This is a genomic window from Longimicrobium sp. (assembly GCA_036387335.1).
GTDB lineage: Bacteria > Gemmatimonadota > Gemmatimonadetes > Longimicrobiales > Longimicrobiaceae > Longimicrobium.
The window spans coordinates 1-23,987 of record DASVTZ010000157.1; the positions used below are offsets into that span (position 1 = coordinate 1).

The 23,987-nt window shown below is 70.6% G+C and carries 23 protein-coding genes; 8 read left to right on the forward strand and 15 right to left on the reverse strand.

From position 1 onward, the window contains the following. Window positions 1-236: 236 nt before the first annotated feature. The 3 genes from VF647_15090 to VF647_15100 all read left to right on the forward strand — a co-directional run bounded on the left by VF647_15090 (window position 237) and on the right by VF647_15100 (window position 5,514). A complete protein-coding gene (locus tag VF647_15090) occupies window positions 237-632 on the forward strand; it encodes a BlaI/MecI/CopY family transcriptional regulator (GenBank protein HEX8453425.1) in 396 nt (131 codons plus the stop codon). Beyond that, window positions 629-2,668, forward strand: a complete 2,040-nt coding sequence (locus VF647_15095; protein ID HEX8453426.1) for a M56 family metallopeptidase — start codon at window positions 629-631, stop codon at window positions 2,666-2,668. Before VF647_15090 ends, VF647_15095 begins: the two co-directional genes overlap by 4 nt. 233 nt (window positions 2,669-2,901) lie before the next feature. Next, window positions 2,902-5,514 (forward strand): DUF5916 domain-containing protein, encoded by a 2,613-nt coding sequence (locus VF647_15100; protein HEX8453427.1) that lies wholly within the window; start codon window positions 2,902-2,904, stop codon window positions 5,512-5,514. 111 nt (window positions 5,515-5,625) lie between these two features. Here the strand turns inward: VF647_15100 and VF647_15105 are convergent, their stop codons facing one another. Further along, a complete protein-coding gene (locus VF647_15105) occupies window positions 5,626-6,189 on the reverse strand; it encodes a hypothetical protein (GenBank protein ID HEX8453428.1) in 564 nt (187 codons plus the stop codon). A gap of 132 nt (window positions 6,190-6,321) precedes the next feature. Between VF647_15105 and VF647_15110 the strand changes: the two genes are divergently transcribed. Further along, window positions 6,322-6,471 (forward strand): hypothetical protein, encoded by a 150-nt coding sequence (locus tag VF647_15110; GenBank protein HEX8453429.1) that lies wholly within the window; start codon window positions 6,322-6,324, stop codon window positions 6,469-6,471. Between the two features lie 118 nt (window positions 6,472-6,589). Here the strand turns inward: VF647_15110 and VF647_15115 are convergent, their stop codons facing one another. After that, on the reverse strand, window positions 6,590-6,946 hold the full coding sequence (locus VF647_15115) for an energy transducer TonB (protein ID HEX8453430.1): 357 nt from the start codon (window positions 6,944-6,946) through the stop codon (window positions 6,590-6,592). 717 nt (window positions 6,947-7,663) lie between these two features. Between VF647_15115 and VF647_15120 the strand changes: the two genes are divergently transcribed. Continuing rightward, window positions 7,664-8,395: a hypothetical protein gene (locus VF647_15120; GenBank protein ID HEX8453431.1), complete on the forward strand. Its 732-nt coding sequence runs from the start codon at window positions 7,664-7,666 to the stop codon at window positions 8,393-8,395. Here the strand turns inward: VF647_15120 and VF647_15125 are convergent. After that, window positions 8,362-8,823, reverse strand: a complete 462-nt coding sequence (locus VF647_15125) for a hypothetical protein (protein HEX8453432.1) — start codon at window positions 8,821-8,823, stop codon at window positions 8,362-8,364. The two genes, VF647_15120 and VF647_15125, sit on opposite strands and share 34 nt — an antisense overlap. A 265-nt stretch (window positions 8,824-9,088) precedes the next feature. Here VF647_15125 and VF647_15130 point away from each other — a divergent pair, with 265 nt between their 5' ends. Next, window positions 9,089-11,530: an ABC transporter permease gene (locus VF647_15130; GenBank protein ID HEX8453433.1), complete on the forward strand. Its 2,442-nt coding sequence runs from the start codon at window positions 9,089-9,091 to the stop codon at window positions 11,528-11,530. A 299-nt stretch (window positions 11,531-11,829) separates the two neighbouring features. Here the strand turns inward: VF647_15130 and VF647_15135 are convergent, their stop codons facing one another. Then, a complete protein-coding gene (locus VF647_15135; GenBank protein ID HEX8453434.1) occupies window positions 11,830-12,507 on the reverse strand; it encodes a class I SAM-dependent methyltransferase in 678 nt (225 codons plus the stop codon). 129 nt (window positions 12,508-12,636) lie between these two features. Here VF647_15135 and VF647_15140 point away from each other — a divergent pair, with 129 nt between their 5' ends. Further along, window positions 12,637-13,257 carry a LysE family translocator gene (locus VF647_15140; GenBank protein HEX8453435.1) on the forward strand — a complete coding sequence of 207 codons (621 nt, stop codon included), beginning with the start codon at window positions 12,637-12,639 and terminating at the stop codon, window positions 13,255-13,257. A gap of 109 nt (window positions 13,258-13,366) precedes the next feature. Here VF647_15140 and VF647_15145 read toward each other — a convergent pair whose 3' ends face one another. The 11 genes from VF647_15145 to VF647_15195 form a co-directional block, all read right to left on the reverse strand. Next, window positions 13,367-13,636: a hypothetical protein gene (locus VF647_15145; GenBank protein HEX8453436.1), complete on the reverse strand. Its 270-nt coding sequence runs from the start codon at window positions 13,634-13,636 to the stop codon at window positions 13,367-13,369. Between the two features lie 55 nt (window positions 13,637-13,691). Beyond that, complete coding sequence (locus VF647_15150; GenBank protein ID HEX8453437.1) at window positions 13,692-14,831, reverse strand: sensor histidine kinase; 1,140 nt, start codon at window positions 14,829-14,831, stop codon at window positions 13,692-13,694. A 193-nt stretch (window positions 14,832-15,024) separates the two neighbouring features. Next, on the reverse strand, window positions 15,025-16,152 hold the full coding sequence (locus VF647_15155; GenBank protein ID HEX8453438.1) for a hypothetical protein: 1,128 nt from the start codon (window positions 16,150-16,152) through the stop codon (window positions 15,025-15,027). Window positions 16,153-16,158: 6 nt separating this feature from the next. After that, complete coding sequence (locus VF647_15160) at window positions 16,159-17,112, reverse strand: multicopper oxidase domain-containing protein (protein ID HEX8453439.1); 954 nt, start codon at window positions 17,110-17,112, stop codon at window positions 16,159-16,161. A gap of 140 nt (window positions 17,113-17,252) precedes the next feature. Next, window positions 17,253-18,458, reverse strand: coding sequence for a serine hydrolase domain-containing protein (locus VF647_15165; GenBank protein HEX8453440.1), 1,206 nt, complete (start codon window positions 18,456-18,458; stop codon window positions 17,253-17,255). A 426-nt stretch (window positions 18,459-18,884) separates the two neighbouring features. Beyond that, on the reverse strand, window positions 18,885-19,931 hold the full coding sequence (arsS, locus tag VF647_15170) for an arsenosugar biosynthesis radical SAM (seleno)protein ArsS (protein HEX8453441.1): 1,047 nt from the start codon (window positions 19,929-19,931) through the stop codon (window positions 18,885-18,887). Window positions 19,932-20,044: 113 nt separating this feature from the next. Beyond that, entirely contained in the window at window positions 20,045-20,389 is a 345-nt protein-coding gene (locus tag VF647_15175; GenBank protein ID HEX8453442.1) for an arsenosugar biosynthesis-associated peroxidase-like protein, read from the reverse strand. A gap of 139 nt (window positions 20,390-20,528) precedes the next feature. Beyond that, window positions 20,529-21,014 carry a hypothetical protein gene (locus VF647_15180; protein HEX8453443.1) on the reverse strand — a complete coding sequence of 162 codons (486 nt, stop codon included), beginning with the start codon at window positions 21,012-21,014 and terminating at the stop codon, window positions 20,529-20,531. Window positions 21,015-21,017: 3 nt separating this feature from the next. Beyond that, window positions 21,018-21,503, reverse strand: a complete 486-nt coding sequence (locus VF647_15185) for a DUF2721 domain-containing protein (GenBank protein HEX8453444.1) — start codon at window positions 21,501-21,503, stop codon at window positions 21,018-21,020. After that, window positions 21,503-22,270, reverse strand: coding sequence for a DUF1499 domain-containing protein (locus tag VF647_15190; protein ID HEX8453445.1), 768 nt, complete (start codon window positions 22,268-22,270; stop codon window positions 21,503-21,505). The genes VF647_15185 and VF647_15190 overlap by 1 nt, the downstream gene beginning before the upstream one ends. Window positions 22,271-22,407: 137 nt before the next feature. After that, a complete protein-coding gene (locus VF647_15195; GenBank protein HEX8453446.1) occupies window positions 22,408-23,175 on the reverse strand; it encodes a VTT domain-containing protein in 768 nt (255 codons plus the stop codon). Window positions 23,176-23,304: 129 nt separating this feature from the next. Between VF647_15195 and VF647_15200 the strand changes: the two genes are divergently transcribed. Further along, window positions 23,305-23,811 (forward strand): molybdenum cofactor biosynthesis protein B, encoded by a 507-nt coding sequence (locus tag VF647_15200; protein ID HEX8453447.1) that lies wholly within the window; start codon window positions 23,305-23,307, stop codon window positions 23,809-23,811. Window positions 23,812-23,987 lie beyond the last annotated feature (176 nt).

Consider the following 23,987-nt stretch of genomic DNA (forward strand, 5'->3'; position numbering starts at 1 on the left):
CCGGCGCAGGCGGCGAACGCGGCCAGCACGGCAACCCCGATGGCGATGCGGATCATGATTCGACTCGTGTGTGGGTTCGTGATCGTTGCGGCACTACGGCTCACCTATTCATGTTCGATTACAGCCCTGTTTGTTAACGAAGGGTGGTGCTGCCGATCGAGAGGGTTGACTTCGCGGGTCGAGTGCTGAATATTCCGCATATGCTGATTTCTCCGCATTAAGCTCCGGGACAACTGATGGAAGCAAGCGTGCCCGTCGCGCTCAGCCGCCGCGAACGCCAGATCATGGACATCGTCTACCACCGCGGGCGCGCCACGGCCGCCGAGGTGATGGACGACCTGGCAGATCCGCCCTCGTACAACGCCGTGCGCTCCGCGCTGCGGCTGCTGGAGGAAAAGGGCCACCTTCGGCACGAAGAGGACGGCCGCCGCTACGTCTACCTCCCCACTACGCCGCGGACGAGGGCGCGCACGCACGCCCTGCAGCACCTCCTGCGCACCTTTTTCGGCGGGAGCGCGGAGCAGGTGGTGAACGCGTTGCTGGACGAGACGAAGCTGTCCAAGGCGGAGCTGGAGCGCATGGCGGAGCGCATCCGCGAGGCGCACGCGGAGGAAGAGGAGGAGGCCCGATGATCGAGTGGCTGGCGGGGGCCGGCGAGTTCGCGCTCGCGGTGACGCTCAAGGCGTCGCTGCTCGTGGTGCTGGGATTCCTGGCGGCGGCGTTGCTGCGCGACCGGAGCGCGGCGCAGCGCCACCTGGTGTGGAGCGTCGCCCTCGCCGCGGCGGCCGCGATGCCGCTGCTGCAGCTCGCCCTGCCGAGCATCGAGGTGGCGGTCCTCCCCGCGCCAGTCTCCGCGCCGGCAAGCGTGGTCGTGGCGAACCCCGTGGCACCGGCGGCGGTCGAGGTACGGTCGGCGCCGGTGAGCACGACCGCTCCCGCCGCCGCGCCCGCGCTGCCAAGTCCTACCGTGCTGCTGGCGGGGCTGTGGCTGCTGGGTGTGCTCGCGCTGAGCGTACGGCTGGCGGCGGGCGTGCTGCGCGTGTGGTGGATCGAGCGCCGCTCCAGCGAGGTGACCGACGACGCGTGGGTGCGGCTCACCGACACCCTTTCGCGGCGGCTGAAGCTGGGGCGCATCGTCACCCTGCTGCGCGCCGAGCCCGCGGCGGTGCCGATGACGTGGGGCGTATTCCGGCCGGTGGTGGTGCTCCCCGGCGAGTCGGCGGAGTGGGACGAGGAGCGGCGCACGGTGGTGCTGGCGCACGAGCTGGCGCACGTGCGGCGCTGGGACGCGCTCACGCAGTGGGTGGCGCACGTTGCGGTGGTCGTCCACTGGTACAACCCGCTGGTGTGGATGGCCTCGCGCCGCCTGCACGACGAGCGCGAGCGCGCCTGCGATGACGCGGTGCTCGCCATCGGCGCGCGTCCCTCCGCCTACGCGGACCACCTGCTGACGCTGGTGCAGTCGCTCGGCCGCTCCGAAGGGCCGGTGGCCGCGCTCGCGATGGCGCGCCGGTCGCAGTTCGAGGGGCGCCTCCTGGCCATCCTGGACCGCGCCATCCCCAGGCGCGGCGTGTCGCGCACGGCGCTGGCGTCCTCGGTGGTGCTCGCCCTGGCCGCCGCGGCGCCGCTCTCCGCGCTCCGGGCCACGCAGCGGACCGCGCCGGCTTCGCAGAATCACGCGCGCATGCCGTCGGCGACGCTGCCCGTAGCATCCACGGCCGCGCCCGGGGCGGGTCGCGCGCAAACGTCTGCCCGGACGGTGAAAGGCATGCCGGGTGCGCCGTCCACGACCGCGCTTCCGCCGGCCGCAACCGTCGCGGGCCGGGACACGGGTGACGTTTCGGAGATGCTGGCGGCCGTGGGGTTGATCGGCTCGTCGGAGGAGCGGACCCGGGTGCTGATCGACCTGCTGACGTACCGGCGGCTCTCCCCCGGCGAGTCCGTCACGTTCCTGGAAAGGGCGGGCGAGATGGAGTCCGCGAACAGCGTGCACCGCGTGCTGGTGGCCGCCCTCGACCACCTTCCGATCGGCGAGCGGCGCGTGCGCGACGCCTTCTTCCGCGCCTTGGAGGGGATGGGCTCCAACGCGGAGAAGCGGGACGTGCTGATCGCGGCGCTGCAGCGCTACGGCGATGATGTGGCGCTCGCCTCCGCCGTCTTCCGCGCGACCCACACCATGTCGTCGGACGCCAACCGGCGGGAGGTGCTGGTCGCCGGGGTGCAGGCGCGCCGGGTGGACGCCCGCACCCGCGGCGACTTCATGGCGGCGCTGGCGGCGATCCAGTCGGACTACGAGCGGTCGATGGTCGTCACCGCGCTCGGTGGGATGCCCGGCCCCACGACGACGACCGCGGCCGGCGGTGCCGTCTGGAACAGCACCACCACGCACCGTCACATCGAAGACGAAGTGGAGCGTTACCGGACCGTGCTCGCCGCGCGCAAGGTGCGCCTCAGCCCCGCGCGCGACGAGATCGCCGCGATCGCCGCGGGCGGCTCGTTCACGCTGCACGAGACGCGTGCGGACGGGGGCAGCTCGCGGTCGCTCAAGGTGACGCCTTCCGCGTCCGGAGCGCTGCAGTACGAGTACCGTGTGGATGGCGCCGCGCGCCCCTTCGACGCCAGCGCCCGCACCTGGATGCGGGAGCTGATCCGCTCCAGCGCCAACTAGCGGAAGAGGCGCGTCCTCTCCCCGTAGCTCCAGTACACGAGTGCTGATTTTTCGGCGGAGGAAATGGTCTCACGCAAAGGCGCGAAGCCGCAAAGAAAGTTGATCTGCGTCTTTCCTTAGCGTCTTTGCGCCTTTGCGTGACATCCATTTCCTCTCAAATGCCGGAAAACGTTTTCTGAACCGTCGTGAGTGCTGAAAATTCGGCACTGGTCCGCTACCCCAAAGGCACACCGATGCGATCCCTCTCCTGGTGGTACACGATGGCGGCGGCGCTGGCCGTCCTGGCGCTCCCCGCGGCGGCGCAGGATGCGGCGCCCGCGCGCAAGCAGGCGCGGGCAGAGCGCATCGCCGGGCGCGCGCCGGTGATCGACGGGCGGCTGGACGACGAGGCGTGGAGCGCCGCCACACCCATCACCGACTTCACCCAGAAGCTCCCCACCGAAGGCGCGGCGCCCACCGCGGCGACCGAGGTGCGCATCCTCTTCGACGCCGCGTACGTCTACGTGGGCGCGCGGATGCAGGCGGTGCCGGAGGGGATCCGCGCGCCGCTCACCCGGCGCGACGTGCCGCTGCTGGCGGAGCACATCCGCGTCTCCTTCGACACGTACCTGGACCGCCGCACCGCGTACAGCTTCGGCGTGACGGCGGCGGGCGCGCGCATCGACGGCTACCACGGCGGCGACAGCGAGTCGATGGACTTCAAGTACGAGCCCGTCTGGGAGGTGCGCACCGCGCGCGACTCGGCGGGGTGGACGGCGGAGCTGCGCATACCGCTCAGCCAGCTTCGCTTCATCGCGCGCCCCGAGCAGACGTGGGGGCTCAACATCACCCGCTGGATCCCCAGCCGCGAAGAGAGCCTGTACTGGGTCGTCATCCCCGCCAGTCAGAGCGGCTACGCGTCTCGCTTCGGCGAGCTCACGGGGCTCAGCGGGGTGCGCCCGGTGCGCCGCATCGAGGCGATGCCGTACGTATCTACCGGCGCGACGCTGCGCAGCGGCGTGGACCCCGCCGATCCGTTCACCGACGCGCGGGAGGGCGCCGTACGCGCCGGCGCGGATCTCAAGGTGGGCCTGGGATCGAACCTCACGCTCGACGCCACCGTCAACCCGGACTTCGGGCAGGTGGAGGCGGACCCGGCCGAGGTGAACCTGGGCGTGTTCGAGACCTTTTTCGGCGAGAAGCGGCCCTTCTTCACCGAGGGGAGCCAGCTCCTCTCGGGCGGCGGCAACAGCTACTTCTACTCCAGGCGCATCGGCGCGGCGCCGCGCGGCGCGGCCAGCGGCGACTTCGTGCGGCGGCCGGACGACTCCACCATCCTCGGCGCAGCCAAGCTGACGGGGCGCCTCCCCTCCGGCCTCTCGGTTGGCCTGCTGGGCGCGGTCACGGACCGGGAGCGGGCACGCGTCTACCACGCGGACGAGGACAGCGTGGCGCTGGTGGACGTGGAGCCGCGCACGGCGTACGCGGTGGGAAGCGTGCAGCAGCAGATCGGGAAGAGCGGCTCCACCATCGGCGCGACCCTCACCGCGGTGGCGCGGGACCTGGAGGGCGGCTCCCCGCTGGCGGCGCGCCTCCCCGCAGGCGCGTGGAGCGGCGGGGTCGATTGGGACCTGCGCTTCGGCAAGGGCGCGTACCAGGTGAGCGGCTTCGCGGGCGGAAGCCACGTGCGCGGCGACTCGCTGGCCGTGCTGCGGCTCCAGCGGAGCTCCGCGCGCTACTTCCAACGCCCCGATGCCGGCCACCTGGAGGTCGACCCGTCGCGCACCTCGATGGCGGGGTACACGGGCGGGCTGACCGTGGCGCGCATCAGCGGCGAGCACTGGCTGTGGAGCACCGGCGCCAGCGTGGAGTCGCCGGGGCTGGAGCTGAACGATGCGGGGCAGCTCGCAACCGCAGACGACATCAGCGCGTACGCCCAGCTCCAGTACCGGCAGACGAAGCCGCGCGGCGCCTTCCGCAGCTACGACGTGTTCCTGACCTCCGACGCGGAGTGGAACCTGGACGGCGTGCGCATGGGCGGCGCGGTGGCGCTGGACGCGGTCGGCACCTGGCGCAACCGCTGGCGCAGCGACTTCAGCGCCTTCTACCAGCCCCGCGCGCAGAGCGTGAGTGCGTCGCGCGGCGGGCCGCTGGTGGGGACGCGGGCGCAGTGGGCCGTCATCAACCGGCTGGCCAGCAGCAGCGCGGCGCGGTTCCGCTGGAACGGGCGCGTCTACTACGGCGAGAACGAGGACGGGCGCGCGACGTACCGGCTGAGCGGCGGCGTCGCGTTCCGCCCCGGCCCGCGCTGGCAGCTCTCCATCGACCCCAACTACCTGCGCACCACCCCCGTCCGCCAGTACGTCGCTACGCTGAACGATGGGCCGGAGGCGACGTTCGGGAAGCGCTACGTCTTCGCGTCGGTGGGGCGCAGCGAGTTCTTTGCGCAGATCCGCCTCAACTACCTCTTCACCCCGGACCTGTCGCTGGAGTTCTACGCCGAGCCGTTCGCGTCCAGCGGGCGCTACCACACCTTTGGCGAGCTGCCGTCGGCGGGGAGCCACGAGCTGGCGCTGTACGGAAGCGACACCACGCGCGTGCGGCGCGAGGGGAACTCCACGCGCGTCTTTGGCGCCCCGCGCGACGCGGTGGTGGAGGACTTCAACGTGCGCTCCTTTCGAAGCAACGCGGTGCTGCGCTGGGAGTGGCGGCGCGGAAGCTCGCTCTTCGTGGTCTGGCAGCAGGACCGCGCCGGCGAGCGCGACGAGATCGCTCCCGTCGGCGTGCGCTCGCTGGCGGAAGCGCTGGACGCGCCCGGCGACCACCGCCTTGCGATCAAGATGACGTACTGGATTCCGGTGCGGTGAAAACGGATGGCCTCACACAGAGCCACAGAGGCAACGGCAAGGGCACAGAGAGAACCCCTCTGGCTGTTCTTGCCTTGCCCCTCTGTGGCTCTGTGTGAGACCCCTTTGGATCTACTGTGGGAGGTACTGCCGCGGGATCGGGCGCGCGGCGGTCTCGGCGGCCCAGTAGACGGAGACGACCCACCAGCGCGTGCCGTCGTTCACGAGCTGGATGCTGTTGATGCCGCGCGTCCGCACCGTGTCCGCCTCACCGCCTCCTTCGTAGGTGCTGAAGACGTGCGCGATGGGGCCGTACTCGTCCACCTTGCGCGAGATCTCCCGCTCGCGGAAGCCGATTCGCTCCAGCACCGGCCCGGTGACCGCGATGTAGTCGTTGACCTCGAGTAACCGCATCCCGGTGCTGCCGTTGGGCCGCGTGCCGGTGGGGATCAGCTTGCCGCCGGGGATGAAGAGCGAGCGCATGCGGTCCCAGTCGCGCCGCGCGCCCACCGGCCCGGAGATCACGTCGTAGAGCGCCTTGATGATCGCGTCGATGGAGCCCACGTCCTCCGCCTTTGCAGCCGTGGCGGACACGGCGACGGGGTGCGGAACGGGCTGCGGGGGCGTGGCCTGCGCAAAGAGCGCCGGCGCCGGTGCCGCCAGCGCCGTGAGGGCGAGAAGGACGAAGGTGCGCATGGGCGATTCCGTTCTGGAGGGTGGATTTCCCGGCCGCGCCGGGGCAGTCGCACGATGATAGTGCCGGGGACGCTATGGAAGCCAGGCAGATGCTCGGGTGAGCGGAAGCCAACTCACCCGAAGCCATCTCCATTGGTCTCCCGCATTGCCCTGGGCGCCCCCGCCGAGCTCATCGCCCGCAACATCCCGAGCGCCGCCTCCATGTGCTACGACGCCGGCGCGAACCAGCTCGTGATCCCCATGAACCCGAACAACGGCCTCGCCTTCGTGCCGCTTCCGTGATCGCCCCAGGCTAACTGTAAACCTGAGCGGGACCGACGAACTCTCGGCGGCACGCGTGGTCGCGGTGTGTACGCTGAAGCTGGAATCGGCGGGGGGAATCAATAGGAATGCTGCGCGCTTACGATTGTGGCTGAAAGGTGATCGGGATCTGCACCAGCACCTTCACCGGGCGGTCGTTCACCTTGGATGGGCTGAATCGCATGCGCTCCACCACCTTCTTGGCCGCCTCGGAGAACTGCTCGTTGTCGCTGGACACGACCTCGATGGTCGTGGGGTCCACGCGGCCGTCCTCGTTCACGCGGAAGCTGAGCATCACCGTGCCGCCGACGCCTGCGTCACGAAGCAGCGGCGGGTAGTTCCGCTCCAGCGCGCGCGCCACGTCGCTGCCGTTGGAGAGCGAGGGCTTCACCTCCACCGAGGAGATATCGTAGACACCCGCGTCGTCTTGAGGAGCGGACTGGCCGGGCGTGTCCACGTAGGAGGGAGCCGGTTCGTCCGCAGGGTACGAACCCCTGGGCTCATCGGAACGATCTTGGTTGCTGACGGAACGAGGCTTTTTCTTAACGGGTCGGGAGCGGACCTCCGGAGGCGAAGAGTTCGAATAATCATCGGTAGGCGGCGGAACCCCAACGATACCCTCGGGCGGTCCGGTTAACCCCTCTCTGATCAGTGGCGCTCCCACACTGACGCTCCCAATCCAGAAAGCGAGAGCGAGCAGTCCGACCGCGGCCAGTGCGGTGTTGACCAGAGCAGTTGAGTGCGACGGGTGTGCCGATTTCCGGCCGTACGCCGTGTGCGCCCCCGGCGCGAGGTGCCGGGAGTCGGCAATCACCGGGTTCGGGTGGGCCGTTGCCTCCCTTCGTCCGCGATGCTGCCGAGTTGGTGGAGGCGCCAAGTCCGCCGTTCCGGCGAGCGCGGCGGCAAACTGCCCTGCGTCTGCGAAGCGATCTTCCGGCCGTGGGGCCAGCGCACGCCGTAGCGCCTCTTCCAGGAAGCTCGGGCATGCTTGAGAGAAGCCCAGCAGCGGCGGGTCGGCTCCCTGTGACATTGCAAGGAGTTGCTCCTGCGAGTACGGCGGCACCCCCGTAAGCGCGAAGTAGCCCGTCATTCCCAGGCTGAACACGTCCGAAGACGGGCGAATCTCTTCCACGCCCCGCCACTGCTCAGGTGACGCGTAGCCGGGCGAGAGGGGGTGCCGCCCGAACATGGTGAAGTGGGTGGCTGTACCGGCCTGTTCCGCCGCTTTCGCGATGCCGAAGTCGAGTACGTGCACGTGATGACGTGCAGACGCACCGCGGCTGGAGAGGAACAGGTTCGCTGGTTTGAGGTCGCGATGGACGAGCCCCACCTGATGACCGGCGTTTACGCCATCCGCGGCTTGTGCGAGGATGTCGGTTACCTCGTCCGGTGGCAGTGGCCCACCTTTTTTTACCCGCTGGCCGAGATCCTGGCCGACCAGGTGTTCCATCACCAGAAATTCCAGGTCGAGTCGCTCGTCGCTCAAAAAGTCATGGACGGTCACCACGTTGGGATGGTGCAGGCTCGCCGCGATCCGAGCCTCCCGTCGGAATCGCGCCCGGGCGGCGGCGCCTGCCTCTCCGTCCTCGGCGATCGTCACCGCCTTGAGCGCGACGTGTCGCTCGAGGGTAGTGTCCATGGCGAGATAGACCGCTCCCATGCCTCCGCGACCAAGAAGCGAAATTATGTGGTAGCGCTGGCCGACCGTCTGGCCGAGAAGGAGGCGATACATGGGTTCCGGGGATATTCAGGCAAGCGGTATTCTATTGCGCCCGAGAATCTTGCGCGGTCTTGCCGGATGGGCAAGCGCCGCCACGCATGGCGGCTCGTCAAGTTCAGCACTGCGATTGGACGCGGGCGCGTCGCCGCGGGTCAGCGCTCGGGCGGCACGGGGCGGCGCTCGTAGCGGACGCGCTTGGTCATCTTCCACTGCGCGGAGTCGCTCGCCACGTCCAGGTCGGCGACGAGCTCGCGGGCGGAGACGCGCACGAAGGTGATGGTGCCGCGCACGTCGCGAGGGCCCGGGCGGGCGGGGTGGCCGATACGCTGGTACTCCGCGCGGGCGGCGGGATCGGGGAGGCGGAGCACGGTGCCCTCGCGGACGCGACCCTCGTCCACCTCCCAGATGAAGTTCTCGCCGCCGACGGCGAAGGGGAGCGGGTAGTGCACGAAGCGCCACCGCTCGAACACCATCCGATCTCCCGGCGTGGCGAGGGTGATCCCCACCGGACCCGTGGCGATCTGCGCGCCCGAATAGGCGCGCTCCCATCGCTGTATGCACCCCGCCTGGACGAGCGCGACGACCAGGACCGTCCCCCGGAAGATGCGCCGCATCTGCCTCCCTCCGTCTGATCGGTGGATGATCGCCGTCCGCGCCCCCACGGAGCCGCGCCGCCGGGTGTGCGGCAACAAAATGCGCATCAACGAGTTCCGCGTCCAGCAGATCGAAGCATCGAGCCGACCGCCCCCTTCCTCCAGAAGTTCGCCGAAAATTCCGGCCGAGGCCAACACAACCGTCCGCACCGTTCGCGCGTCCAAGGCAGGTGCGCTCCGACGACCGTCGCGGCGCCGCATCGTCCCCCCCGGAGGAGAAACGACCATGCGCTGGATGAACCGAGTCCGACCACGGCGATGGGGCGCGGAGATGGCGGCGGACGTGCGCTACGCGATGCGCGGGCTGCGCAGGAGCCCGGGCTTCACCGCGACCGCCGTGCTCACGCTGGCGCTGGGGATCGGCGCCAGCTCGGCGGTGTTCAGCGCGGTGAGCACGGTGCTGCTGGCGCCCCTCCCGTACCCGCACCCCGAGCGCCTGGTGCGCATCTACCACCAGAACTCCGGCTTCGACCGCGGCACCCTTTCCGCCGCGGACTGGCAGGGGATCAGGGAGCAGCAGCGCAGCTTCGAATCCGTCGCGCTCTTTCGCACGGGCGGCGCGGCGCTCACCACGCGCGAGGGCGCGGAGTGGGTGAAGGTAGGGTGGGGCACCGCCGGCCTCTTCCGGACGCTGGGCGTGCGGATGGCGCGCGGCGGCGGCTTTCGCGAGGGCGACGACCGCACCGGCGCCGCGCTCAAGGTGGTGGTCGGCGACGAGTTCGCGCGGCGCCACTTCGGCGGCGCGGACCCGGTCGGCCGGCCGCTGGTGCTGGACCGGGTGAGCTACACCGTGGCGGGCGTGCTGCCGCCCGGCGTCAGGGAGCTGGCGGGGGTGGAGGCCGAGGTGTGGCCGATCCTGCAGCCCCCGGTGCCCACGCGCCGCGGCCCGTTCGGGCTGCACGGCATCGGGCGGCTGCGCGCGGGGGTGACGCAGGAGGCCGCCGCGCGCGAGCTGGCCGGGATCAGCGCGCGCGTGGTGGCGCAGTGGGCGAATGGCGCGCCGGACCGCTCCGTCCGCTACACGCCGGTCCCCCTGCGCGACGTGCTGCTGGGCGACGCGGGGCGCTCGCTGCGGCTGTTCGGCGGCGCGGTCTTCCTCGTCCTGCTGATCGCCATCGCCAACGTCGCCAACCTGGTGCTGGTACGCGCATCGGGACGCGGGCGCGAGATCGCGGTGCGCACGGCGCTGGGCGCACCGCGCGAACGGCTCGCGCGCATGCTGCTGACCGAGAGCCTGGTGCTGGGCGGGCTCGGCGGCGTGGCAGGAGTCGCGGTTGCGGCGCTGGGGCTGAAGGCGCTCGCCACCGTCGGTCCACGGCTCCCGCGCATCGAGGAGGCGAGCCTGGACCTGCGCGTGATGGCGTTCAGCGTCGCGGCGGGGCTGCTGAGCGGCGCGCTGGTCGGCACCTATCCGCTGGTGGCGGGGATGTCGCGCTCCATCGCGGCCTCCCTGCGCAGCGGCGACCGCGGAGCTGGCGCCGGACGCGGGACGCAGCTCTTTCAGGGCGCGCTCGTGGCGGGCGAGTTCGCGCTTGCGCTGCCGCTCCTGTTGGGCGCCGGCCTCCTCCTCCACTCGTTCGTGAACCTCCAGCGGGTGGACCCCGGCTTCGATCCGGACCGCGTGCTCACCGCTCGCATCTCCCTTCCCGAGGCCGCCTACGCGGAGCCGGCCGAGATGCTGCGCTTCTGGGACGAGGCGCTGCGCTCGGTGAAGGGGCTGCCCGGTGTGGAAGAGGCCGGGCTCACCACCTCGCTCCCACCCGACAACGGGGGCGACAGCAACAACTTCGACCTCGTGGAGCGCCCCGTCGCCCCCGGCGAGTCGGAGCCGTCGGTACCTTGGGCGCTGGTCACGCCGGAGCTGTTCGGCGCGCTGGGCGTGCCGCTCGTGGACGGGCGCATGCTGGAGCGGCGCGACGACTCCCCCGATCGCCCCGTGGTCGTTGTGAGCCGGTCGTGGGCGCGGCGCTACTTTCCCGGCGAGAGCGCGGTGGGGAAGCGCATGTACGTGGGCGGGTGCCGCGAGTGCCCGCCGTCGACCGTCGTGGGTGTGGTGGGGGACGTGAAGTACTCCGGGCTGGCCGAAGGTGCCGAGTCGGTTTATGAGCCCGCGCGCCAGAATCCGGGCTCCACCCTCAGCCTGGTGGTGCGCGCCAGCGTGTCGCCCGAGAGCCTCGCGGAGCCGATCCGGCAGCGGATCCGCGCGGTGGACCCCGGCGTGCCGGTGCGGGACTTCGCCACGATGGGAGAGCGGCTCTCCACCTCCATCGCCACCCCGCGCAGCCTGGCGTGGCTGCTGGGCGCCTTCGCCGCGGCGGCGCTGGTGATGGCGGCGCTGGGGGTGTTCGGGGTGATGTCGTACGCCGTCGCGCAGCAGCGCCGCGAGATCGCCGTGCGCATCGCACTGGGTGCCGATGCGCCGCGCGTGGTGCGGATGGTGATGCGGCGCGGGATGGTGCGCGCGGCGGCGGGGCTCGCGGTGGGCGCCGTCGTCTCCATCGGGGCGATGAGTGCGGTGGAGGCGATGCTCTTTGAGGTGCGCACCACCGATCCTGCCACGATGGCCATCGCGACGGCGCTGCTGCTGGGGGTGGCGGTGGTGGCGTGCTGGGTTCCAGGCCGGCGCGCGGCACGGATCGATCCCGCGCGGGCGATGGCGGCGGAGTGATTGGGGGGGCAGGCTGGGTGAGCCTGGGGACCGGCGGTTGAAACCGCTGCAACAACCGCGGGAAGCCTGCCTTCGCAGGCTGCGCGAGCGAGGGCGGCGCCGGATCGCCGGCGCCGTGTCGCCGGGGGGGTGAATCGCCGGCGCCGCATCGCCGGGGATGAGTCGCCGGGGGATGAATCCCCCGGCTGGAACTACGCGAAGGCGGCTGAAGCCGGCTCGTGCGATTCGGGCGTGGCGGTGGAGGCGAGGGCGGCCGTGGGGCCGAGATGCGCGATCTTGAGCGAGTGCTTCTCGGCGCCTCAGTGTGCCCGTGCGATCAGGATGAGCGAGGCCGGGTCGCCGGTCTCGGGGTGGAGCGGCTCGCTCACGAAGTCGACGCCGAGGCCCGCTTGGCGCAACGCGTGGAGCGAGGACTCCAGCGTACGGTAGTACCAGGGCATGGGCTCGGTGAACCCGCTCCCGAACGCGGCGAACCGCTCCGTGCGCCACCCGTCGCGGTACGGCTCGTCGCCGCGGGCGGACCAGGGGTGGACGGTCTGGATGATGAGCGTTCCGCCGGGCTTCAGCAGCGCGCGTGCGCCGAGGAGCGCGTCGTCGAGGGGGTCGCCGAGGAGCGAGAAGTTCGCGACGACGACGTCGAACGGGCCGCCGAGGCGGGCGGATGCGGCCGCGAGCTCCGCGTAGGAGCAGACGTGGAACTCGGCGCAGCCGGCCTCGCGCGCCGCCTCCACCAGCGGCGCCGATGCATCGACGCCCACCACCTCCACACCTGCGGCGGCGAGCGCCCGCGCCAGCCATCCCTCGCCGCAGCCGAGGTCGAGGACGCGGCGGGGGACGAGCGCCAGCACCGCGTCCACCACAGCTTGGTCGGTGACGAGGCGGCGCGTGGCGATGCGACCGTCGCGCACCGCCTCCGTCCACGCCGCGGCGTTGGTCTCCCAGCTTCGCTCGATCTGCCGCAGCGTGTCGTCCGTCATTTGGCGAGGGGTTGAGGGTGGGTCGGCCATCCCGGCTCGCGAGCCCTTCGCACTTGCGTGGAAGTCGGGTGCTGGGCATGGTGGGAGGCTCAACCGGCCGCCCACTCCCACGCCCCGAGTCCGCCCAAGATGCCGCCCGTATCCGACCTGCTGGCCTTCATGGCGGCCACGCTCGCGCTGAACGTCACGCCCGGCCCCGACATGCTGTACGTGATCGCGCGCAGCGTGGGGGAGGGAAGGCGCGCGGGCGTGGTCTCGGCGCTGGGCATATCGACGGGGACGCTCTTCCACACGGCGGCGGTGGTGCTCGGGGTGTCGGCCTTCCTGGTCGCCTACCCCACCGCGTACGACCTGCTGCGCTATGCGGGCGCCGCGTACCTGGCGTGGCTGGGCGTGCGCGCACTCCGCACGCCCGCCCGCGAAGGCGCCGAGCCGGACGTGGCGCCGGCGGAGCTGCCCGCGATCTTTCGGCAGGGAGTCATCACCAACGTGCTGAACCCCAAGGTGGCGATCTTCTTCCTCGCCTTCCTCCCGCAGTTCGTGGATGCGGGGCGCGGGAGCGTCACCGCGCAGCTCCTCGTCCTCGCGGCGCTCTTCATCACCTCGGGCACCCTCGTCAACGTCGCCGTCGCGCTCGCCGCCGGCCATGCCCGCACCGCCGCCCGCCGCGCCGTGGCCTCTGGAGTGCTCCCGCGCGTCACGGGTTTCGTCTTCCTCGCCCTCGCGCTGCGCCTGGCAATCGTCCGCTGACGGCCCCACGCGGAGACGCGGAGACGCAGAGAGAGCTCAGCGCCTCTCCCCGCGTCTCCGCGCCTCCGCGTGAGATTGCGGTTTGTTCGATGACGATCACTCTCGGCGGTCAGCGCTTCCCGCGCGTCCCTCTGATCATCCGAGAGCCTTGCACGAGCAGGTACGCGGCAAAGATCGTGGCGAGCGCGATGATGCCGTAGAACCAGAAGGGCTCCTGTGCGGCCACGATCCATTCGGACTCCGATGGCGGCGCATATTCCCGGCGAGCGTCGAGCGTTCCGCTGCGCAGCGCGTTGACCACCACGACGAAAAGCGCCACGCCACCGACGACGAAAACGCTGCCTATCGCGGCGAGAATTCGTTCGTCTCTGTTCTTCATCGAAAGTATGAGATGTTGAGGAGGGTGGATCTCTCTCGATGTCTCCGCGCCCATCTCAACCGTGACGCGGCAGGGAAACGGTGAAGGTGGTGCCTTGCTCCGCGCTGGAGGCGACCTCGATGCTGCCCTGGTGCGCCTGCACGATCTGCTGCGCGATGTACAGGCCCAGCCCGAGGCTCGCCTGCGGGCCACCCGCCACGGGCTCCACCACCTTGTTCCGGGGCTTCATCGGGTTGAAGATCCCGTTCAGGCGATCCTTGGGAATCGGCTTGCCGCGGTTGTGGATGGAGATCTGGACCGTGTCGTCCGCGCCCTCCACCTCCACGCAGACCAGGGAGCCGTCCTCGCCGTGCTGCACCGCGTTGCCGATCAGGTTCGACAGCGCCTGCGTGAGCCGCTCGCAGTCCCACTCCCCGTCCCCTTCGAGGCGTGTTTCCACCTCGAACCTGCGCTTCGGATTCGCGGCCGCGATCTCGTCCACCACGTCGTGCACCATCTTGCCGATCGACATGGGCGCGCGCTTCACCGGGATTCCGCCTCCCAGCCGCGCGCGGGTGAAGTCGAGGAGGTCGCCCACCATGGCCACCGTGCGGCTGGCGCTGCGCGCGATGCGGTTGGTGAGGGTGAGGACCGGCTCCTGGAGCGACTGCGTCTCCACCAGGAAGCGGGCGGAGGTGTAGATGGCGCCGAGCGGCGTGCGAAGGTCGTGGCCCAGGATGGCGAGGAAGACCTCCTTCGCCTGGTCCAGGTCCTGGTTGTACCGCGCGACGGACTCCGCGAGCGCCTGGTCGATGGACTCGTTGAACCGCGTCAGGTCCTCGATGTCTCTGAAGCGGAGCTCCCCGCCCTGCTCGCGCGTCCAGAGCCGGATGACGCTGGCGCGAAGGGCGCGGAACTCGGCCACCATCTGGTCCACGGTGAAGCCGCTCTGGGCGCGGCCGGCGCCATGCTCCTCGGCGGCAGTCTCCGATGCGGAATCCGAGTCGTCGGCGTTCCCCTTGGACTTCTCCGACTGCTCCTCCGAATCCTGCGGGGTGGCCAGATCCTTGGCGATCGCCGTCAGCATGTCGTTGGCGTGGTCGCGCAGCGCCTCGATGTCCATCGCGCCGCTCGCCGGCTTGCACGACCGCGCGAACGCCTCCCACTCCGTCAGGATCGGCTCGCGGTTCGCCAGGATGAACTCGGAAAGCTGCATCACGCCTCTCGTGGAAAGTGCGGCCCAGTGCGGGCCGGCCAGCTTCGGGCGCCGCCGTCGTTCGCGTTGACGCGCAATCTCCCGGCCAGACGTCCAGTTTGCGCGCGCCGCCTGCCGAGAAAGCAACAGGGACGCGAAGAGCCCGAACCGCTCCCCGCGTCCTTTTCTATCGAGCGATCAAGATGTCACGCCGTCAGTGGCGATGCTCCGGCTGCGCGCCCGGCCGCCGCTGCCCGCGTCCTCCGCCGGTGCGCGCGGCAGGGCGGGGCGAACCGTGGCCCGCCGGCTTCGTCAGCCGTTCCCCTGGCCCCACCACCTGCAGCACCTGCATCATCCCGCGCTCCTCGTGGCCCAGGATGTGGCAGTGCATCACGAAGTGGCCGGTGGGCGGGCCGCACTTGCCGTCCCTGCACCCCGCGAAGCTGGCGTAGCGCTGCGTGATGAAGACGGCCGCGGAGTCGACGATGGCGCCCTTGCTGTCCACGGTGGGCGTCGGCAGCGGGAGCACGTCCAGCCAGATCGGCGATCCCCTGCGTGCCGCCGCGTTCAGCTCCCGGTACAGCGGCAGAAACGGGTCCTGGGCGTACGGGGCGTGCACCGAATCCACCTGGAACGGGTTGATGTGGATGTGGAACGGGTGGTTGATCTGGTTGACGCTGTTGTTCACGATCTTCCACGTCTGCGTGGAGTCCAGCACCATCGGCATGGCGGCGCCGCGCGCGTTGGACGGCACGTAGACCACCGTGTCGTTGAACCTCTGCTGCGGCGCCACCCGGCTTCCCAGGAAGAACTGCGTGGGCGTCGAGTCGTTTCCGGGGCCCGCGCTGTCCGTGAACACGACCACCGCGGTGTCGCGCGCCGGCGTCAGGTTGGTGGCGATGAAGGACGGCGGGGCCTGGATCGCCGTCCCCAGATAGGACGCAAGGTGCGGGATGCTCCGCGGGATCCCCGTGCTGCTCGCCCTGCGCGCGGGGTCGACGACCACGCGGAACATGAGGAACGCGGTCGTGTCGCTGAACTCCGGGTTGCCTGCGCTGGCGCGCGTCCGCCGCGGGAGCACCGGGTTGCGGGTGCGCCGCCCGGCCCCGGGATTCTGGCGCACCCTGAAGTTATGGATCCCGGCTCGCGGCGGCGCCTGCACGATCACGTCGAGCCGGTTGCCCGGCGCCATCAGCAGGATGGAGTCGTTGTCGAACGCCAGGTTGGCCGGGGAAAACTGCACGCCGTCGCGCGCCACCTCCACCACCACGGGCTCCTCGCCGGGCCGGTCCTCGAACCTGAACTCGAGCGTCTTGCTGTTCCTCGTCACGTTCTCGTTCACGATGCGTCAGCGCTGCACCTCGCCCGGCGCCATGTAGAGCGTCGGAAAGTTCTGCCCGTTCACCAGCGGCGTCACCGCGCTCACGGCGGTCTGCCCCTGGAACAGCCCCAGCGTGGTGTCGACCTGCTGGAAGGCGATCAGGTGCTCGCGCAGGTTGTGCCGACGGGTGAAGCGGTCCAGGCCGGCGGTATCGTCTTCCACGATGAAGGCCCCCGACATACCGTTCGCCACCTGGATGGCGACCGAGCCGTGCTTGTGCGGGTGGTACCAGTGCGTTCCCGGTGACTGGTTCATCGGCACGCGAAAGGAGTACAGGATGGAGTCGCCCGGCGCGATCACCATCAGCACGTCGTCGCCGACCACCGTGGAGTTGCTGTCGGGGGTGACGTGCATCCCGTGGTAGTGGATGTTCGTGTAGTTGGGCCCGTGGAAGCAGTCCTGGAACACGTCCCGCATCGCTCCCTGCGAGCTCGGCGGCGCGGGATTGGACGCCGGGTACGACATGCAGACCTGGTTGGAATCCGACGCGGTGGTGGGCGGGGGGAGCTTGTTCCGCAGCCAGATCTGCACCAGGTCGCCCGGCCGCACCCGGAAGGTGGGCCCCGGAAAGCGGGGGGTGAAGCGCGGATCGTTGGGCCGGTACGCGGGGTCCGTGGTGGCGGCCAGGGTGTAGGCGCGCAGGGAGAGGGTGTCCGTGCGCACGGAGTCGTCGTTGAACGCGCGCGTCACCGGCAGGGCGGCCATCGAGACGTCCAGCGTGGCGCTGAGCACGCCGTTCACCGATCTCACTTCCAGCGGATCGGCCATCGAGTCCTGGTAGAGCCGCGCGTGTGGCGCCGCCGGCCCTCGATGGGCGCACCCGCCGGCCGCCGCGGCCACCGCCAGCGCGAGCGTGGCGATGCCCAGCAGGTCCCTCGTCAGACGGCGGGGTCGTGGATCGGGAGCGCGGCGTGCGGGCATCGGGAGCCCTCCAGGATGGCGGGTTTCGAGCGAGGCGGGGCAGACCGCGCCGCCGAAGTGGAGCGCTTCGGCGGGAGCGGTGCCGTGTTCTGGCGGAATATGAACGTCGCCACTCGTGCGCGCAACGACGCTCTCGCGCGCTACGGGGCCGCTTGCCTGTGCGCCCGGATCGCGCGCACGACGGCGCCCACGACGCGCCCGGGCGGCAGCGCATCCCTGGGAAGCGCGCTTGTGTTGATCTGCACCACGACGGCGAGGCGGTCCTGCGGAAAGTACATCATCTCCGTGAGGTAGCCGGGAAAGAATCCGCTGTGGCCCCAGCTGACCCCGAGCGGCAGTGGCCGCACGATGACGCCCAGCCCGTACGTGGTCCCCTGCGGGCCGAGCGGCGCCGGGACGCCGCGCAGCATCTCCGCGCGCGTGGCGGAGTCCAGCACGGTGCCGGCGTAGAGCTCGGTGGCCCAGCGCGCCAGGTCGCGCGGTGTGGAGGCCATCCCCCCACCCGTCCACTCGAACTGCGGGTTGATGGCGAAGCGTCCATCCGCACCGATCATCGCGTCCGTGCCGCCGAACGGGTTGCCGGCTCCCGCGTACCCCTGCGCCAGCCCCGGCAGCACCCGCCGGTCCGAGGGGATCGTCTCGCGCAGCCGCAGCGGGCGAAGGAAGCGGCGGGTGACCTCCTCGTAGTAGGGGCGCCCGGTGATCCGCTCCACGATCATCCCCAGGACGATGTAGTTGGTGTCCGAGTAGTCCCACCCCTGCCCCGCCGCGAACGGGGCCCGCTCGCCGAGCACGTACGCCACCAGCTCCTCAGGCCTCCAGGTGCGGTCCGGATCGGCGGTGAGAGCGCGGGTGAACTCGTCCTTGAACTCGTAGCGCATCACCCCGCTGCTGTGGTTCATCAGCTGCCGCACGGTGATGGTGCGCGCGTTGGGCAGGCGGTCGAACCAGGGCTCCCGTCCCAGGTAGCGCGAGATGGGCGCGTCCAGCTCCAGCCGCCCTTCGCGCACGAGCTGCAGCGCGAGGGCCGCCGCGTACGTCTTCCCCACGCTCCCCTGCAGCAGGAGGTGCGCGGGCGTGAGCGCCACCCGCCGCGTCGTGTCCGACCACCCCGCCGCGATCCCGAACGCGCGCCCATCCACGAACGCCACCCCCACCGACAGCCCCGGATACCCGCTCACCCCATACAGCGAATCCACCACCGGCCGCAGCCGCGCCTCCCACCCCGCCGGCGACGGCCCCGCCCCCGCTCCGCGCGCACCACCGCACGCCGTGCACAGCAGAAGCGCGCCCAGCAGCATCAGCGCGAGGTGGCGGAAGGGTGGACGGATCGATGGGTGTCGCATCGGCGTGGTTGCGTTGGGGGGGGATCTTCGAGGCGGGCGTGTGCCTGTACAACCTGCGCGTTCCATCTTGGTGAAGCCAGCCCGCATTTGCGACCCGCGTGCGGGGTGCGGGGTGCGGGGTGCGGGGTGCGGGGCGCGGGAGGGCACGGGCAGCCACATGGGGCGGCCCCTACGAGGATCGTGCGTGATGCATGAATCGGGGCGGGGCAGGGGAGGGCAGACACGCAGGTCTGCCCCTACCGGGATTTGGTGCGCGGGGACGGGTGACGGAGCCGCCCGTGACACGGGCGCGATTAATCGCGCCCCTACGGGATCTGTGCTTGATAACCGACATAAGCCCCCTCTCTCGATGACAGGAGGGCGGAGCCCTCTCCTGTTATCGGGAGAGGGGGCAGGCGAGTGTAACGAGCCGGGGGTGAGGGCCCCTCACACCGTCGCCCCGCCGCAGCTGGAGCCGGCGCCGGCGGTGCAGCCGAAGCAGTGCGGCCCCAGCACGATCTCGCGGTTGGCGAGGGCGGCGAGGTCGAAGTCGAAGATGGTGCGCGGGGCGGCGGGGTGCACCGGCAGGTCGAGCATCTGGTTGAAGTCGCAGTCGTACAGCGTGCCGTCGTAGCCCACCGAGAGCGTGTTGCGGCACATCACGCCCGTGGCCGCGGCGGGGTTGAACGCGGTCACCAGCCGCTCCATGTAGGCGTCCAGCGCGCCGCCCTCCTCCAGGAACTCCAGGAAGCGCGAGACGGGCATGTTGGTGATCGTGTACAGCGAGCTGAACTCGATGTCGTACAGCCGCGCCATCTGCCGCTTCCACTCCGCCTCCAGCGTCCCCTGGCTGCCGGGGAGAAAGGTGCCGACCGGGTTGGTCACCAGATCCAGCAGCAGCCCCGTCCCCGGCTTGCCGTAGCCGAGCGCGTTGAGCTGCTGGAGCGCCGCGATCGACTGCTCGAACACGCCGTCGCCGCGCTGCGTGTCCGTCCCCTTTTGACGGTAGTGCGGCAGGGATGCGACGACGTGCACGCGGTGCTCGGCAAAGAACTCGGGGAGGTAGCGGTAGTTGGGGAGCTGGGTAATGGTGAGGTTGCAGCGGTCGATCACGTGCTTCCCCGCGGCGGATGCGCGGCGCACGATCTCGCGCCAGCGCTTGTGCAGCTCCGGGGCGCCGCCGGTGATGTCGAGCGTGGGGATGGCGCTCCCCTCGATCACCTCCAGGCAGCGATCGACGACGGCGTCGCTCATCATCTCGGTGCGGTCCGGGCCGGCGTCCACGTGGCAGTGGCGGCAGGTCTGGTTGCACTTGCGCCCCACGTTGATCTGGAAGACGTCGATCCCGGTGGCGCGGAGCGGAAACAGCCCGGCCTCGCCGAGCGCATCCTCGAACGCCCGCGCGACCGGCACCCCCGCCAGAACCTGCTTCTGGCGGCGGGTGGAGGCCAGCTCGGCCTGGCGCTTCTGGAGGGTCGGGAGGACGCGGGACATGGCGGGGCCGGTGAATGCGTAAAGTGTGGTAAAAAAGTGCTAAGTGCCAAGTGCTAAGTGCTGAAAGAACCCTGGCACTCAGGACCTAGCACTTAGCACTTAGGACTTTCTGTTCACATCCCAAGCCGGTCCGCGTGGTTCCGCATCTGCAGGCCGTGCACCAGCGATGCGCCGCCGCGGATGGCGGCCGCCACGTGGACGGCTTCGGTCATCTGCTCTGTGTCGGCGCCCTTCTGCAGGCAGTCGCCGGTGTAGGCGTCGATGCAGTAGGGGCACTGGACCGCGTGCGCCACGGCGAGGGCGATCAGCGACTTCTCACGCTGCGTCAGCGCGCCCTCGGCGAAGACGGCGTTGTACCAGGCGAAGAACTTCTCCGCCAGCTCGGGCGCGTCCTTGCCGATCTCCGGAAAGCGGGCCAGGTCCTGCGCGTCGTAGTAGCCGGGAGCGTGCGTGTGCATCGTCGGATCGCCTGGTTGAGTTGCGGATGGGCGCAGGGCAGGAACCCCTCCCCCACCGGGCACGTGGGAAAGGGGGACCCTGGTCCTGCCGATTGTACGACATGCGGCGCGCCGTTGGATCTCTGTCGATGCGGGCGTCTCAGCCGCGGACCTCGCCGATATCCGCCGTGCTGACGTGCACCTGGCGCGCGAACTCCCATCCCGCGGCCGAGCGAACGAAGAAGATCCGCCAGGTGTCGATGCCGGTCTGGATGCCTCCTCTGTCCGCGGGCCGCCGGCGATCCCCGAACTCGAAGATCACCGCGGCCGTGTCGCCGCGGAACTCGGCGCCGCGGGTGACGACCCAGTCCGCCGTGTCTGCCTGCGCCTCCAGAAAGGGCAGCGCGTTCTCCTCCTGCAGACGCAGCGTCACCCACCGGTCGAAGTCGGTCGTGGGCTCGCCTAGGTAGTAGTGCCGGAGCGCGGCCGGGCTCCGCGAACGGATTCCCTCTCTGATCCGGTCGGCGGTGGCACGCACCAGCGTCGTGGTGTCCGCCGCCGTCTGCGCGGAAGCCGCGGCAGGGGCGATCAGGCCGGTCAGCAGGAGCGCGGCGAGTGCCCGCGAGTGGCGAATCAGCGGAGCCATGGGCTAGCGGAGGTGCGCGCGGGCCTCGGAGGCGCGCTGCTGGAGCACCTCCACCGCAATTTTCGTCTCACGAACGAGGACCAGCGTCCCCGTCACCAGGCCGCCCACTCCCAGCAGCCCCACGATCAGCGCCACCACCTCCAGCGGCAGGGCGACGGAGGCGGGGAAGAGCGGCGTCAGCACGGCGCCCATCAGCGACAGGAAGGCCGCCGCCGCGAAGCCGCCCAGCGCCACATAGAACGAGCGCAGCGCGTGGAGCAGCATCAGCGCCCGCCGCTCCGTGGCCGCCAACTCGCGCACCTCGCCGGGGTGCGGGGTGGAGCCTGTCGCGCCCGCCTTCTCCAGCTCCGCGGTCATGATGCGCGCGCGGTCCACGGCGCGCGCCAGGCGGTTGCTGGTGCTCATGATGAGCACCGAGCACGCGTTGGTGAGCACCGCCGGCGCCACGATCAGCGTCAGCGCGGCAAAGGGGTTGGGGATTGCCTGCACTACCCGTTTTCCTTGAGCCGCCGCACGTAGGCGCGGATGCGGGCCGCGTTGGCGCCCACGTCGCTCCGCCCTACTCGCGACACGGAGCGCACGTCCACTCGCGCGATTCCGGATGCGGGCATCACGCGGATCACCACGTCGTCCCTGAACCCCCACCATCCCGTGATCGCGGTCGCCTCGATGCGGCCCTCGTCGCGCTCGGCGGCAACGATCTCCCATCCCATTTCGCGCGCGGCCCGCAGCGCCTGACCGTACGCGGAGTCGGGCGTCATAGCGAGCATCACGGGCTGCACGTCCTTGTACGCCTCCGTCTGCAGCCGCGCGATGGAGTCGCCCTCGTACGCGGGCGGGTTGGTGGCGCCCGTCTGCTCGCGCAGGGGCAGCGTGGCGATGAGCGGCGGCGGGTTGCGCGTGTCGGTGCTGATGTCGTGGATGGGCGGCAGGCCGCGCGCCTTCACCAGGAAGCTGTACGGCACCAGGAACGCCCCCGCCGCGATCCCCAGCGCCAGGATCGACGGAAGCACCCCGCGCCTGTGCCCCCGCACCAGCACCAGCGCGACGACCGAAAAGAGCGCCGCCGGCACCGCCAGGTACGCCCCCCACCGCATCAGCTGGAACCCGGTGCTGAAGTGCCAGAATCCCAGCCGCGTGCCGGGCCCGGCCAGGAGCACCAGCAGCCCCGCCACCATCGCGGTTGCCAGCGCGACCCCTGCCATCGGGTTGCCGCGCAGCGGGGGGCGGTCGTTGATGAGGTCTGCGTCTCGCATGGAACTCGGGGAAAGGGTGCGTTAGTGCGTGAGTGCGTTAGTGCGTTTTTATCTGTCATCCTGAGAGAGTCGCCCCGCTGAGCTGCGCCTCACTCGGGATGACAGAACGTGCCTCGCCAGTGCGGCGCACCAACGCACTAACGCACTAACGCACTTCTGTTCCTCCTCCGATGCCTCACCTTCTTCACCACCACCGGCATCACCGACAGCACCCCCAGCAGTGTGAACGACAGGAGCACGCTCGTCGAAAGCAGGTCGCGCGCGGAGTGGATGCGCAGCAGCGACTCGCCCAGGTTCACGAAGACGAACGACCCCGGGAGGATGCCGATCGCCGTGGCCACGACGAAGGTGCGCGTGCTGACGGGGGTGAACGCCGGCACCAGGTTCATCAGCCAGAACGGAAAGATGGGCACCAGGCGCACGAAGAGGAGGTAGTTGAAGGCGTCCGCCTCGAATCCGCGCGACAGCCGCTGGAGCCGCGGCCCCATCCGCCGCCGCGCCGCGTCCGCGAACAGGTAGCGCGCGGAGAGAAAGGCTGCCGTCGCGCCTACGGTAGCCGCGACGATGACGATCGCCGCTCCCACCCACCGCCCGAAGAGGAAGCCGACCGCGAGCGACATCAGCACCCCGCCCGGAAAGGAGAGGGCGGTCGCCACGGCGTATACCGCCAGCGTCGCCACCAGCATCGCCACGAAGTGCCGCGCCTTGAAGGCGAGCAGCTCGTCGCGGTGCTCCTTGAGCGTCTCGAAGCTCAGGTAGCGCGGCCCTCCCAGCGCGAAGAAGGCACCCAGCCCTCCCAGGAGGACGGCCGCGAGCACCCACTTCTTCCACGGCCTGCGCCGCGGCCCCCGCTCCGCGCGCGGCGGGCTAGGGAGGGCGGCTGCGGCGGGGCGGGAGGGTCGCATGCAGGTCGGCTCCGTGGCATGGGGGCACCGTTGAATGTAGCGGCCCCGCTCCGCGCCGCAACGGACACGGCGGCACGCGCCTCGCGGCACTCCGCCGCCCGGCATCCGTCCATCCCAATGCGCACGCCCATGTCCACACCCAGCAGCGACCAGCACCACCGCCTCGCCGACCGCCACGGACCCATCCCCGTGGCCGTGGTCACCGTCAGCGACTCGCGCACCCCGGAGACCGACACCAACGGCATCTGGCTGCGCGAGCAGATCGAGGCGGCGGGCCACACCCCCGCCGGCTACCTCCTGATCCGCGACGAGCCGCTCGCGGTGGAGCGCGCACTGGACGACTCGATCGCCCAGGTGGTGATCTTCAACGGCGGCACCGGCATCGCCCCGCGGGACACCACCTTCGACGTCCTGAGCCGCCGCATCGAGCGCCCCATCCCCGGCTTCGGCGAGCTTTTCCGCATGCTGAGCTGGGATCAGGTGGGCGCCGCCGCCATGCTCTCGCGCGCCACCGCCGGCGTCATCGGCGGCCGCGTGGTCTTCTCCCTCCCGGGCTCCCACGCCGCCGTCCGCCTCGCCTGGGAGCGCCTCATCGCCCCCGAGCTCCGCCACATCGCGTGGCTCGTGGAGGGTTGATGGAGATCCAGGCGAAGGTGCTAGGGATCATCTTCACAGACGGTCCCGCCGGACGCCGCGCAAGAAAGTAGCTTCCGTGTCTTTCCTTCGCGTCTTCGCGCCTTTGCGTGAAAGCTTTTCGGACGCCGCTCTTCCGCGTCTCTGCGTCTCCGCGTGAGGCCCATCTGTTGGGAAAC